Below are 13071 nucleotides of genomic sequence, written 5' to 3'. Positions count from 1 at the left end.
GCGTTCCCGGCCGATGCCGCCCGTCGTACTCGGTAGACTCGCCCGAGACGCGGGTGACGACCCCAGCTGCGGAGGTGGCCTGATGTACCCGAACGACCCCTACGACAACCGCCGGCGGGACAGCGGCGGCGCCTGGGAGGACAACCGGACCCGCGCCTACTCGGCGGACCCGTACGCCCGCGATCCCTACGCACAGGACCCGTATGCGCAGGAGTCCTACGTCGATCCCGCGAGCCGGCAGCCCTACGCGGCCGAACCGGCCCGCAAGGCCCCCCGTCCGCCCCGCCGGGGCCCGCAGATCAACATCGGGCTGTTCATCGGCGGCGTCGTCGCGACCGCGGTGGTGACGGCACTGGCGTCGTGGCTCGTGGCATGGGTCATCCGGGTCATCAGCGAGCGCATCACCGAGACCGGGAAGTTCGGCGTGTGGAACCCGGTCGCGCAGGACGAGTACTGGTTCGCGGTCGTCGGCGGGCTGTGCGCCCTGTTCGCCGGTGCCCTCTGGTACGTGCTGCAGATGACGACGCCGTCGCCGGACCAGTTCTACGCGTGGATCGTCGGCCTGCTGGTGATCGCCGCGGTGATCCTGCCGCTGCTGCTGTCGCGGGAGATCTCGACGGGCATCGGCACCGCCGTGATGCACCTCGTGATCGGGCTGCCGATCCTGTTCCTCATCCGTGCGATGGGGTCGCGCAGCGTCGAGTACCGCTGACGCTCACCCCCGCACCCGCAGGTGCGTGACGTCGCCGGCGGCGACGGCCGTGCTCGTCCCGTCGGGCGTCTCCACCACGACACGTCCGAGATCATCGACGTCGACGGCGACACCCTCCAGCGTGCGGTCGCCGGGGAGTTCCACCCGCACCGCGCGGGACAGCGTCGCGCACAGCGGCCGGTAGCGCTCGGCAATGGCCGCGGTGTCCCCCGGCCAGTCGGCGAGTTCCTCGGTCAGCTCGGCCAGGACCGCCCCGGCGAGGTCGGAACGGTCGACGGTCGCGCCCGACACGAGGTTCACCGACGTCGCGGTGTCGACCGGGAGGTCGTCGGCGCGCAACCCGGTGTTGATGCCGATCCCCACCACGGCGCACGGGCGCGGTCCGGGCGCGAGTTCGGCGAGGATGCCCGCGACCTTGCCGACCCCGCCTGCGGACCCGGTCGGCAGCAGGACGTCGTTGGGCCACTTCAGCCGCGCGTCGACACCGTTGACCCGGGTCACCGCGCGGGCCACCGCGACCCCCGTCGCGAGCGGCAACCAGCCGAGGGCGTCGCCCGCACCCGGACCGGAGGCGTCGACCGCGACGGACATGGTGAGGGTCCCGCCGGGCGGCGCCGTCCACACGCGTCCGTGCCTGCCCCGACCCGCGGTCTGACGCTCGGCGACGAGGACGGCGCCCGGACACGGCGCGCTCGCGCAGCGGGCGACCAGGTCGGCGTTGGTCGACCCGGTCTCGGCGACCACCTCGACCGACCAGCCGGCGCCGGCGAGATCGGCGATGCGTGCGGCGTCGAGGTCTGTGGGTGGCTCCATCGCGGCCACGCTAGCGCGTGAGGAACACACGAACATGAGCCTCACTCGTGTCCCCGGTCCCACCGACCGAGCGTCCGCTCGCTAGCATCGTTCCCCATGACGACTGCCTCGACCGACAGCGATGGTGCACCCGACATCCACACCACGGCCGGAAAGCTCGCCGACCTGCGCGGACGGCTCGCCGAGGCGGAGCAGCCCGTCGGCGCGGACGCCGTCGAGAAGGTGCACGCGAAGGGCAAGTTGACCGCCCGCGAGCGGATCACCCACCTGCTCGACGAGGGCTCGTTCGTCGAACTCGACGCGCTCGCCCGGCACCGCAGCACCAACTTCGGCCTCGCCTCGCGCCGTCCCCTCGGCGACGGCGTCGTCACCGGCTACGGGACCGTCGACGGCCGCGAGGTCTGCGTCTTCAGCCAGGACTCCACCGTCTTCGGCGGCAGCCTCGGCGAGGTCTACGGCGAGAAGATCGTCAAGGTGATGGACCTCGCGGTGAAGACCGGCCGCCCGCTCATCGGCATCAACGACGGTGCGGGAGCCCGCATCCAGGAGGGCGTCGTCTCCCTCGGCCTGTACGGCGAGATCTTCCACCGCAACGTCCGTGCGTCCGGTGTCATCCCGCAGATCTCGCTGATCATGGGCGCGGCGGCCGGCGGGCACGTCTACTCCCCCGCCCTCACCGACTTCGTCGTCATGGTCGACAAGACCAGCCAGATGTTCATCACCGGCCCCGACGTCATCAAGACCGTCACCGGCGAGGACGTCACGATGGAGGATCTCGGCGGCGCGCAGACGCACATGACCAAGTCCGGGACGGCCACCTACGTCGCCTCCGACGAGGAGGACGCCCTCGACTACGTGCGCGAGGTCCTCTCCTACCTGCCGAGCAACAACAAGGCCGAGCCGCCGCGGCTGCCCGTGGCCGAGCCGGCCGCCGGGTCGATCGAGGAGACCGTGAACGCGGAGGACCTCGAGCTCGACACCCTCATCCCGGACTCGCCGAACCAGCCGTACGACATGCACGAGGTGATCGCCCGGATCCTCGACGACGACGAGTTCCTCGAGATCCAGGCGCAGTACGCGACCAACATCATCGTCGGCTTCGGTCGCGTCGACGGCCGCAGCGTCGGCATCGTCGCCAATCAGCCGACCCAGTTCGCCGGCTGCCTCGACATCAACGCCTCCGAGAAGGCCGCACGCTTCGTGCGCACCTGCGACTGCTTCAACATCCCCATCGTCACCCTGGTCGACGTCCCGGGCTTCCTCCCCGGCACCGAGCAGGAGTACAACGGCATCATCCGCCGCGGCGCGAAGCTGCTCTACGCCTACGGCGAGGCCACCGTCGGCAAGATCACCGTCATCACCCGCAAGGCCTACGGCGGCGCCTACGACGTCATGGGGTCCAAGCACATGGGCGCCGACGTGAACCTGGCCTGGCCTACCGCGCAGATCGCCGTGATGGGTGCCTCGGGTGCCGTCGGGTTCGTCTACCGTCAGCAGCTCAAGGACGCCGCGGCCAACGGCGAGGACGTCGACGCGCTGCGCCTGCAGTTGCAGCAGGAGTACGAGGACACCCTCGTCAACCCGTACGTCGCGGCCGAGCGCGGTTACGTCGACGCGGTCATCCCGCCGTCGCACACCCGCGGTCAGATCGCGACCGCCCTCAAGCTCCTCGAGCGCAAGATGGTCTCGATGCCGCCGAAGAAGCACGGCAACATCCCGCTCTGACGAGTTCCATCGCCGACCTGCACCGGGAGACAGCGTGACCGACGAGACCACACCCGCCGACGCCACGGCGCGGCCCGCCCTGCGGATCGTGCGCGGCAACCCCGACGACGTCGACATCGCGGTGATCGCCGCGGTCCTCTCGGCGGCGGGCGGCGGCGAACCCGAGCCCGAACGCCCAGAGCGGAACCTGTGGGGGTCGCCCGAACAGCGCCTGCGACCCTCGTGGGCGCCGGCGCCGACCGGCTTCCTCAACGTGCACTTCTCGCACTGACCGCCCGGGTGCGCGTCGTCCTGGGGTCGGCGTCCCCGGCGCGACGGCGGGTGCTCGTCGACGCCGGCGTGAACCCGGTCGTCCGTGTCTCCGACGTGGACGAGGACCGGGTCGCCGCGACGGTCCCGGCCGAGTCGGGTCCGCACGCGGTGGTCACCGCCCTGGCCGAGGCGAAAGCCCGTGTCGTCGCGGACCGGCTGACCGCCGACGAGCCGGATGTCGCCGCCGACTGCATCGTGATCGGTTGCGACTCCATGCTCTTCCACGACGGGGTGCTGACCGGCAAACCCCACACCGCCGCGGCGGCGACCGCGCAGTGGCATCGCGTCCGCGGCCGCAGCGCCGAACTGCTCACCGGGCACAGCGTCCTGCGGATGTCCGGCGGCGGCGTGGTCGGTGCCGAGTCGGCATCGACCACCACCACGGTGCGATTCGCCGACATCGACGACGCGACCGTCGACGCCTACGTCGCCACCGGTGAGCCCCTCGAGGTGGCCGGGGCCTTCACGCTCGACGGACGCGGGGGCTGGTTCATCGACGGCATCGACGGCGACCACTCCGCCGTCATCGGGATCGGGCTCTCGGTCGTCCGGACGCTCACCACGCGACTGGGCGTCCCGGTCGCCGACCTGTGGGCGTCAGCCGGCCCGGACGTCCGCGCGTAGACCCCACAGGTCGAGTTCCCGCGCCACGGCGCCGCCCAGGTCGGCGCGGGCGACCGGGTCGACGGCGCACACCGACACCGTGATCGCGTCGTCGTGCTCGACCGCCCACACGGCGATCCCCGGCAGCATGCGCCGGGCGAGGTCGGGTGCCGCCGTGCGGGCGGCCGCGCGCACGAGCACCGTGCGCGCCCGCGTCCCCCGCCACGCGAGGAGGCCCTCGGGCGCCGGACCGAGCTGCGACACCGCGACGTCGGGGCCGGGGATGGCTGCGATCACGTGGGCGAGGGTCGAGGACGGCAGCAGTCGGGCGACCCGGGCGAGGGCGTCGTCGCCGGGCGGGTCCGACAGCGCCGTCCGGATGGCCGCGCGGGCGGCGGCGAGGCCGGTGTCGGGGGTGGGATCGGTGGGGAGGGCGATCGCGACACCATCGGCGGCGTTCGCGGTGGACGAGTGGGCGTCGGCGCGGCGATCCACCGCCAGGGTCAGCCGTACCGGTGACTGCGGGCCTCCTCTCGCGGTGACCACCCCGGAGTGTCGGGCCAGTCCTGCACCCAGGGCGACGAGAAGCGTTGTCGCGGTGCCGCCGAGATCTGCCGCCACCGCGTGCCACCGAGCGCGGTCGAGCGTCACGACGTGGTGGGTCGGCGCGTCGTCCACCGGCGTCGACGCGGGCTCCTCCGACCGGGCAGCCGGCCTGCGCGGGGGCGATGTGGGGGTGTCCGGAGCACGGCCGCGGACGAGGTGGACGGCTGCGCGCACGGCGTCGGCGACCGCGGTCGCCGCGTCCGCGGCGTCGCCGGCAACCCGTCGCAGGGGTCGCGGCGTGCCTTCCGGGACGGGGTCGGCGTCGCCGCAGGACTCGCCGACGACGGCGTCGGCGACCGTCTCCACGAACCGGCGGCCGTCGGCGAGGACGTGGGAGGCGACGACGGACACCGCGCGACCGCCGTCGGTCAGGGCGACGGTCGCGACCTGCCATCCGCGCGCACCGAGGACGTCGAGCGGCGCCTCGCCGAGATGTCGCCGTGCCCAGGCGATCGCGTCGTCGACGGGGGTGGGGTCCACCCGCGCCTGCGCTGCACCCGGCGGCCGCACCCAGCGTGGACGGGCACCGGGGACCACCGGACGCCGGACCGCGCGATCGAGCGGACCACCGGCGAGACGGGCGACGAGATCGCGCGCGACGGCCGGTCCGGGGTCGTCGTCGAGCACCACGACCACCTGCATCGGGGCCACGATGCCGACGGTGCACTCGAGCAGCAGGTAGGCCTCGTCGGTGCCGCCGAGGCGGGGTGCCCTCACAGGACGGCATGGGGCAGATCCCATGCGACCAGCTCCGCCTCGACATGGTCGCGCAGTGCCCCCGGTGTGCCGAAGCGGTCGGGGTCGACACCGCACACCGCCATGGTGGCGGTGTCGCCGTGCACGGTGAGCCAGGCCAGCAGGCCCGGGCGGCAGCGGCGGCGGCGGTCGTCGGCGGACATGCCGCGCACCGCCGCGCGGGTGAACTGCACGTGCGCGGTCTGCCCGCCCATGCGGAGCAGTTCGGGCTCGACGGCGCCGAGGTTCGAGACCGTGGTGTGCGGCGCCGGGATCAGTCCCGTCAGCGCGAGCACCACGCGGGACGGCAGAAGGCGGACCACGGGCTGCACGTTGTCGGCCGACATCTCCGCTCCCCGCTCGGTGTACTCGGTCAGTGCGCGACGCGTCTGCGCCCGGATGCCGGCGAGGTCGACCGGTCCGTCGAGCCCCCCACGGGTGCGGATCCACACCCCTCCCGACGCGTTGGCGCGCGCGTCGTCGTCGCCGGCGCGCCGGTTCACCGCGATGCAGATCGCGGTGGTGTCGCCCTCCGGTATCCCCGCGCGCTGAGCGACCCCACCCACGAGCGCACAGAACAGGGAGTTGGCGGTGCCGCCGCGCGCGGCGGCGCGGGCCGCGAACGCATCGGCGTCCAGGGTCACCAGGAGATGCTGCACGGGCGGATCCCCCTGCACGGCAGAGGATCCGGGCGGCGACGGCACCGGCGACGGCCGATCGAGCTCGACGACGACCGGTCCGTCGTCGGTACCGTCGGCCCCGGTCCGCACGGATGCGGCCGCGGCGCCGACCAGCCGGGCCACCGCACGGGCGGCCGCGACGAGTTGTCCGCCCGCGTCGCGCAGGTCGTCGCGGATCCGACCCCGCGACCCGGCGCTCGCGGCGGCATGTGCGGCGTCACGGTCGGTGAGCAGCGCGCGGCGCAACCCGGATCCGTCGCACACGACGTGGGATGCGAGCACGGACACGACGCGGCCGCCGTCGGACGTCGGCGCCGTGGCCACGTGCCAGCTGTGGCCCTGCGTCGGCCGGACCGACGTGCCGTCGAGGTGATCGGCGAACCAGCGCGAGACCTGTTCGGGCGCAACCGGGTCGAGGTCGAGGCGAACCGGCTCGGGCGGACCCGCGGGGACCCACCGGTGCCGCGCGAAGGGCATGCGGGTCACCGCGATCCTCCGGTGCACCGGACTCGCCGCGAGCCGAGCGTGGATGTCGTCGACGGCCGACTCACCCGGATCGTCGGAGAACACCCAGCCCATCTGGATCGGCGTCTCCACCCCGGCGAGCGCCTCGACGAGCATGAACGTCTCGTCGGGGCCGGTGACCCGCGCGTCGGCCGTCGTCGTCGACGTGGTCACCAGAGACGGTGCGGTAGACCCCATGAGGTCAGCTCCTCGTCCAGGACGCGGCGCAGGACGTCGGCGTCGGGAAAGGCGGACTCGTCGAACGCGGCCACCGACAGGGTGGTCCGGCCCCCCGCCTGCAGAACCCATGACTGCAGGCCGTCGCCGAAGCGGTACGGCAGATGCGGGACGACGTCCTGCGCGTCGCCGCGGAAGGCGACGCCACGAGCGGTGGTCGATCCGAGCCGCAGCAGATCATCGCCCCAGGACCCGATGTTCGAGGTCATCACGTCCGGCATCCCGTCACCGGCGGTCACCGCCCGCACGGCCAGCGTCGGCGGGACGACGGTCACCAGCGGTGTGAGGTGGACGGTCGGGTCGCGGCGTCCGCCGTCGAGGGCCTCGTAGGCGGCCCGGCAGCGGGCGCGTACCTGCGCGAGATCCCGCCCCTCGACGTCGTCGAGGTAGACCGAGACGCCGGCCGTGGCGTTGGCGCGGTCGTCGCCGTCAGTGCGTCGACTCACCGGGATGCCCACCTTCATGGGCTCGCCCGGCGGCAGGGCACCGCTGCGCCGGAGCGCTCCGGCGATCACGGCGACGAAGAGGGTGTTCTCGGTGCCGTCGTGACGACGCGCCGCGGCCGCCCACTCGTCGGACGGCACCGAGACGACCGCCCAGCGGACCCGCGCCTCCGGCGAACGCTGCGCGAGCGGCGCGCGCGGCACACGCGGATCGGGTGTCGACGCCCCCCGGCGGACCAGACCACCGCCGAGCACTCGAGCCACACCGACCGCACCCAGCACCACCTGACGCAGCGCGTCGAGCCCGTCGGCCGGCACGCGCCGGCGGGCCGCGCGGGCCGGGGTGGAGACCGGTTCCGCCGCATCCCCCCGCGCCGCCGACAACGCCGCTGCGGCCGCGCGGACGAAGCCCTGCCCGTCGGTGACCAGGTGCAGGGTGCACAGCGACAACGCGTGCCCGCCGTCGGCGAGCGGGGCCGCGCGCAGACGCCAGCAGCGACCGGCTCCCGCGTCGAGGTCGACCGCGTACAACTCGTCCCGAGCCCACTGTTCGACCGCATCGGCGGCCACGGTCTCGTCGTGCACGGCGGGGATCGACGACGTCGACGGGACCCATCGGGGTCGTGCCCCGGGGACCGAGGGCGACGCGACGCGTCGATGCAGACCGCCGTGGTGCAGGCGCACCGCCACGTCGTCGACGAGCGCGGGGTCGAGGCGGTGGGGGAAGACCCACACCAGCTGCAGGACCACCGACCAGCCCAGGGCACGGTCGACGAACCAGTAGGTGAGGTCGGGCCCGTCGAGCCGGGCCGCGGTCGCCGCCTGCGCCATCGTCTGGACGATAGTGGTGGCTCGACGAGACCGCCGAGCGAGCGGACATGACGCCCGCCACAGTCCTTTCCGCGTCGCGGACCTGCGCCGAGGAGATCGGCGGACGACGAACGGCGACGCGGCGCCACGTTCCGGGACCCGTGCCGCTAGCCTGATCGCGTCACACCACAGGCCCTGGGGGGACCACCGATGACCTTGACCTCGAACAAGGCCGTCCTGAGCGCGCCTCGGGTCGGACGACACGCGCGGCCCGACCCGGCCGACGACGGCGTCGCCGTCGCGCCGTGGGCACCGCCCCTCGGGTCGATCCCGGCCACTCCCCGGGCCCGCCGCTCCACGACCGCGGCCGTCGAGGTGTCCGGGTTGACCCGGGAGTTCGACGGCCGACGTGTCGTCGACGACGTCGACTTCACCGTGCCCGCGGGCACGGTCTGCGGGCTCCTCGGCCCGAACGGCGCCGGCAAGACCACAACCGTGCGGATGCTGGCGACGCTGCTGCGACCCACGTCCGGCCGGGTCACGGTGCTCGGTCGCGACGTCGTCGCCGACGCCACCGCGGTCCGCAGCATCATCGCGCTCACCGGCCAGTACGCCTCGGTGGACGAGGACCTCACCGGGCGCGAGAACCTCGAGATCTTCGGCCGCCTGCTCGGCCTGCGGGGCCGTGCCGCGCGGAGCCGCGCGAGCGAACTCGTCGACCAGTTCGGTCTCACCGAGGCCGGCGACCGCGCCATCCGGTCCTACTCGGGCGGTATGCGCCGGCGACTCGACCTGGCCGCCAGCATGATCCGTCGTCCGGCGCTGCTGTTCCTGGACGAGCCGACCACCGGCCTGGATCCCCGGACCCGGACCCAGCTGTGGGACATCGTCCGATCCGTCGTCGACTCGGGCACCACGGTGGTGCTCACCACGCAGTACCTCGACGAGGCCGATGCGCTCGCCGACCAGCTCGTCGTCATCGACCACGGCCGCGTCGTGGGCCGGGGCACCCCGGAGACCCTCAAGCGGTCGGTCGGCGACTTCTCGCTGACGATCCGTCTGCTCGACCCCCGCCAGACCGAGCACGCGGCGTCGACGATGCGGGCCCTGCTCCACGCACCGATCGACGTCGACACCCGCACCGGCTCGCTCAGCGGACCGGTGCCGCACTCCGCACGAGCCGCCGAGGTGATCGCCGCGCTGGCCGCCGAGCGGGTCGGGGTCGGCGAGTTCGCTGTCCACACACCGTCTCTCGACGACGTGTTCCTCGCCCTCACCGACGAGTCGAGGCCGGCATGAGCACCGCCGAGACCAGGACACCGGCGTTCGTCGACATCCCGATGGCGGAGGTCGTCGATCGCATCACGCTCACCAAGGCGGTCCGCGACACGATGACGATGGCCCGCCGGGGGCTGTTGAAGTTCAAGCACAACCCGCAGTTGCTCGTCGACGTGACGATCGTGCCGGTGGTCTTCACGGTGATGTTCGCGAGCATCTTCGGCGGCGTGATCGCCGGGGGCGTCAGCGATTACCTACCGATCCTCATCCCCGGCGTGCTCGTCAACGTGGTCACCACCTCCACCGTCGTCGTCGGGATCCAGCTGCGCGAGGACATGGACAAGGGCGTCTTCGACCGGTTCGTGTCGCTGCCGATCGCCCGTATCGCCCCGCTGTCGGGGTCGCTGGTCGCGGCCAACCTCCGCTACCTCATCGCCGCCTGCCTGACGCTCACCGTCGGCCTGGTGATGGGCTACCGGCCGGGCAGCGTCCCGGGCACCCTGGCGGCGATCGTGCTGGTGATCTTCTCCGCCTTCGCGCTGAGCTGGTTGTTCGCCCTGATGGGTGTGCTGCTGTCGAAAGCGTCAGCCGTGCAGGGGTTCTCGGCACTCATCCTCACGGTGCTGGGCTTCATGTCGAACGCCTTCGTGCCGCCGGACACCATGCCGTCGTGGATGCAGACGGTCACCGAGATCAACCCGCTGTCACAACTGATCTCGGCGGTCCGCCTGCTCGCGGCGCACGGTCGGGTCGACGAGCACCTCGGGTGGTCGCTGCTCGGCTCGGTGGTGCTGATCGCGGTGCTGGCGCCCGCGACTGTGAGGATCTACCTGAGAAGGTTGTGAGCCGCCCCGTCGGCGGCGCCAGGTGACGAGCGAGAGGGGTCGATGGCAGTGACACGCGTGCTGCGCACCACCGTCGACGACGACCTGTTCATCCGGATGGACGCCGCGCTCGGTGTCCCCGTGGTCAACCAGATGGTCTGGCGGCTGCGGGAACTGCCCTCCCCCGACGAACTCGACCGCTTCGCCGAGCGCCTCACACGGGGACGCCTCGCCCGGCTGCTGCGGCGCAGTCGGGTCCCGCTCGTGCGCGACCACTGGGTGCCCGGCGGCGCCGCGACCGGCGGGGTGCACGTCGACGCGTCGCCGATCCCGGCCGGCGAGGTCGTCGGGTGGATCGACGCCGCGGCGGCGAGACCGTTCGACCTGACGCGGGGCCCGGTCTGGGAGGTGCGCGCCGCACCGATCGCGGGGGCCGGTGCACTGGTGTCGGTCTGCCTGTCGCACGCCGTCGGGGACGGGGCCGCGGCGGTGACCGCGTTCACCGAGGCGCTCACCGACGACGACCACTCCTTCACGGCCGCCACTCCCTCACCCGTCGACCAGGCGCGGGAGGCGCTGGGCCGCTCGGTGACGATCGCCGGGTCGGCCGCGGCGATCGTGCGTGACCGGGTCTCCGGCGGATCCGCCCCTGCCGCCACCGGCGCCGTGACCGCTGCGTCGTCGCGCGCGTTGCCTGCGGAGGCGCCCGAGCGCGGACCCACCCTCGCACCGTTCTCGGTCGTCAGCGTCGACACCGACGACTGGGACCGGGTCGCCGCACAGGGCGGCGGATCGTCGAACGCCCTGTTCATCGCCGTGGTCGTCGGCCTCGTGGTCGCGGCCGGCCGGGCCGACCGGGACGACATCGTGCGGGTCTCGGTGCCGATGTCGACCCGGGAACCCGACGACGTCCGCGCCAACGCGACGGTCGGCCTGTCGCTGGACGTCCCCGCCGCCGCAGCGCTCGACGGCGACCTGGCCACCATCCGGCGGCTGGCGAAGGAGGTCTACACCGCCCGCACGAGTCGGCCCACCACCTTCGTCCGGCTGCAGCCCGTCATGCAGGCCCTCGGCGACCGCGCGGTCGCCGCGCTGAGCCGCGGCGCCACGACACCGTTGGCGCTCGCGTCGAGCCTGGGACGGGTCGACCCGACGGTCGCGGGTCTCGGCGACCCCGCTCGCGCGAACGGTGTGGTCACGCGCTCGACGACGCAGTCGATCACCACCGCCCGTCTGCGGTCTCTGCGCGGTGGCCTCGCGGCGTGGGTCAACGACGCCGCCGGCACCACCACGCTGTCGGTGGTCGGCCTCGATCCCGACGGGCTCGGTCCCGACCGCCTCGACGCGGCGGTGCTCGCCGAACTGCGTCGTCGCGACCTCGAGGGCCGGCCGTGGTGAGCCGGCACCCGTCGTCGTGGCGGGTGGGACGGTGAAGGTCACCGTCGCGGCGAACGGCAGCCGCGGCGACGTCCAACCCCTTCTCGCGCTGGCGCGTGAGCTGCGACGCCGGGACCACGACGTGGTCGTCGGCGTCCCGGTGAACCTGCTGCCGCTGGCGCGATCGTGTGGTGTCGATGCCCGGGAGTTCGCGCCGGACACCGCAGACCTGCTCGCCTCGCCGGTGGTCGCCCGGGATCTGAGGTCCCGCGACCCGCGGACCCGATCACGGGCCATCCGCGAGGTCGCCGAGTTCGGGGCGGCGACCATGGACGACCGGCTGCTCGAGATGGCCGACGGCGCCGACGTCGTCGTGACCGGACCGCTCGGCCAGGAACGCGGCGCCACCGTCGCCGAGCACCACGGGGCCCGCTTCACCCCGGTCCACTTCTGCCCCATCCGGCCGAACCGCGCGATGCGTGTGCCGCTGGGTCCCCTGCAGGCGATCCCCCCGGGACGTCTCACCGGGGCCATGTGGTGGGCCGTCGACCGGTTTTACTGGCGGTCCTCGGCGCGCGGGGCCGACGACGCGTTGCGCGGACGACTCGGCATGCGCCCGGCGGACGGTCCCCTCGGCGGCCGGCTGGCCGCTGCCGGGCTCCCCGAGATCCAGGCCTACGAGCCGGGCCTCGTCGGCGAGCTCGCCGACGAATGGGGCGATCTGAGGCCGCTCGTCGGGTTCGTCGATCTCGTCGACGACACCCCGGAGGCCCGTGTCGGAGCGACCGAGATCGACGATTGGATCGACGACGGCGACCCACCGGTCTACGTCGGGTTCGGCAGCATGCCGCTGCGGGACCCGGTGGCGTCGTACGGACATCTGCTCGACGCGATCGCGCCCCACGGGCGACGAGTCCTGCTGTGTGCCGGTCCGAACGGCCCCGCGGCGCGCGACGCCGTCGCCGCGGCCGGCCCCGCCGTCGAGGTCCGCGTGACCGACGCGGTCGACCATCGCCGGGTGTTGCCCCGCTGCGTCGTCGCGATCCACCACGGCGGCGCCGGCACCACCGCGGCCTGTCTGCGCGCGGGGACACCGATGATCATCGCATCGTTCAGCGCCGATCAACCGCTGTGGGGGCGCATCGTCGCCGAGCGCGGTCTAGGAGCGACGCTGCCCGTCCGCGCGCTCGGCGACGCACCGCGGTTGCGTGCCGCCCTCGCGACCGCGCTGACGGACACCTGCACGAATTCCGCACGGTCATTTGCCGCTGAAATGATCGATGTGCGTGATTCCGTCGGACGCGCAGCGGACATCACGGACGGAACCGCGGGGTCACGATTGTGAATTGTTCGGTCCTGTCGCCGATTTCACAGGCGTGTGCGAAACTGTGGCCCGACCTCCCACGACAAGG

12 protein-coding genes are annotated in these 13071 nt (G+C 73.2%); 8 read left to right on the top strand and 4 right to left on the bottom strand.

Annotation, left to right across the window (positions count from 1 at the left end; translation table 11 throughout):
* Positions 1-82 precede the first annotated feature (82 nt).
* Positions 83-712: a DUF6069 family protein gene (locus tag Q1A98_RS20970; protein WP_299577124.1), complete on the top strand. Its 630-nt coding sequence runs from the start codon at positions 83-85 to the stop codon at positions 710-712.
* A gap of 3 nt (positions 713-715) precedes the next feature.
* Here the strand turns inward: Q1A98_RS20970 and Q1A98_RS20965 are convergent, their stop codons facing one another.
* Positions 716-1525, bottom strand: coding sequence for a biotin--[acetyl-CoA-carboxylase] ligase (locus Q1A98_RS20965; protein WP_299577122.1), 810 nt, complete (start codon positions 1523-1525; stop codon positions 716-718).
* Between the two features lie 96 nt (positions 1526-1621).
* Between Q1A98_RS20965 and Q1A98_RS20960 the strand changes: the two genes are divergently transcribed.
* From Q1A98_RS20960 to Q1A98_RS20950, 3 genes are read left to right on the top strand one after another with little or no spacing between them, the layout of a single operon-like run.
* Positions 1622-3250 carry an acyl-CoA carboxylase subunit beta gene (locus Q1A98_RS20960; protein ID WP_299577120.1) on the top strand — a complete coding sequence of 543 codons (1629 nt, stop codon included), beginning with the start codon at positions 1622-1624 and terminating at the stop codon, positions 3248-3250.
* A 34-nt stretch (positions 3251-3284) separates the two neighbouring features.
* Positions 3285-3521, top strand: a complete 237-nt coding sequence (locus tag Q1A98_RS20955; RefSeq protein ID WP_299577118.1) for an acyl-CoA carboxylase subunit epsilon — start codon at positions 3285-3287, stop codon at positions 3519-3521.
* Positions 3522-3529: 8 nt separating this feature from the next.
* Positions 3530-4186, top strand: coding sequence for a nucleoside triphosphate pyrophosphatase (locus Q1A98_RS20950; protein ID WP_299577116.1), 657 nt, complete (start codon positions 3530-3532; stop codon positions 4184-4186).
* On the opposite strand, the gene Q1A98_RS20945 is transcribed toward Q1A98_RS20950, so the two are convergent.
* The 3 genes from Q1A98_RS20945 to Q1A98_RS20935 are packed head-to-tail and all read right to left on the bottom strand — an operon-like array spanning position 4160 to position 8201.
* The gene (locus tag Q1A98_RS20945; protein WP_299577114.1) at positions 4160-5488 is read right to left on the bottom strand and encodes a hypothetical protein; all 1329 of its coding nucleotides are present in this window, start codon (positions 5486-5488) and stop codon (positions 4160-4162) included. The genes Q1A98_RS20950 and Q1A98_RS20945 overlap by 27 nt on opposite strands.
* Positions 5485-6888 (bottom strand): hypothetical protein, encoded by a 1404-nt coding sequence (locus tag Q1A98_RS20940; RefSeq protein ID WP_299577112.1) that lies wholly within the window; start codon positions 6886-6888, stop codon positions 5485-5487. Before Q1A98_RS20940 ends, Q1A98_RS20945 begins: the two co-directional genes overlap by 4 nt.
* Positions 6861-8201, bottom strand: a complete 1341-nt coding sequence (locus Q1A98_RS20935) for a hypothetical protein (protein ID WP_299577110.1) — start codon at positions 8199-8201, stop codon at positions 6861-6863. The genes Q1A98_RS20940 and Q1A98_RS20935 overlap by 28 nt, the downstream gene beginning before the upstream one ends.
* A 189-nt stretch (positions 8202-8390) precedes the next feature.
* Between Q1A98_RS20935 and Q1A98_RS20930 the strand changes: the two genes are divergently transcribed.
* The 4 genes from Q1A98_RS20930 to Q1A98_RS20915 are packed head-to-tail and all read left to right on the top strand — an operon-like array spanning position 8391 to position 13004.
* Positions 8391-9479 (top strand): ATP-binding cassette domain-containing protein, encoded by a 1089-nt coding sequence (locus Q1A98_RS20930; protein WP_299577108.1) that lies wholly within the window; start codon positions 8391-8393, stop codon positions 9477-9479.
* A complete protein-coding gene (locus Q1A98_RS20925) occupies positions 9476-10303 on the top strand; it encodes an ABC transporter permease (protein WP_299577106.1) in 828 nt (275 codons plus the stop codon). The genes Q1A98_RS20930 and Q1A98_RS20925 overlap by 4 nt, the downstream gene beginning before the upstream one ends.
* Before the next feature lie 42 nt (positions 10304-10345).
* Positions 10346-11680, top strand: a complete 1335-nt coding sequence (locus Q1A98_RS20920) for a hypothetical protein (RefSeq protein ID WP_299577104.1) — start codon at positions 10346-10348, stop codon at positions 11678-11680.
* Positions 11681-11711: 31 nt separating this feature from the next.
* A complete protein-coding gene (locus tag Q1A98_RS20915; protein WP_299577102.1) occupies positions 11712-13004 on the top strand; it encodes a glycosyltransferase in 1293 nt (430 codons plus the stop codon).
* Positions 13005-13071: the final 67 nt, after the last annotated feature.

This window comes from uncultured Williamsia sp., assembly GCF_947494875.1.
Taxonomy (GTDB): domain Bacteria; phylum Actinomycetota; class Actinomycetes; order Mycobacteriales; family Mycobacteriaceae; genus Williamsia_A.
Note: the sequence above shows the minus strand (reverse complement) of the source record. Positions and strands in the feature narration are given on the sequence as shown.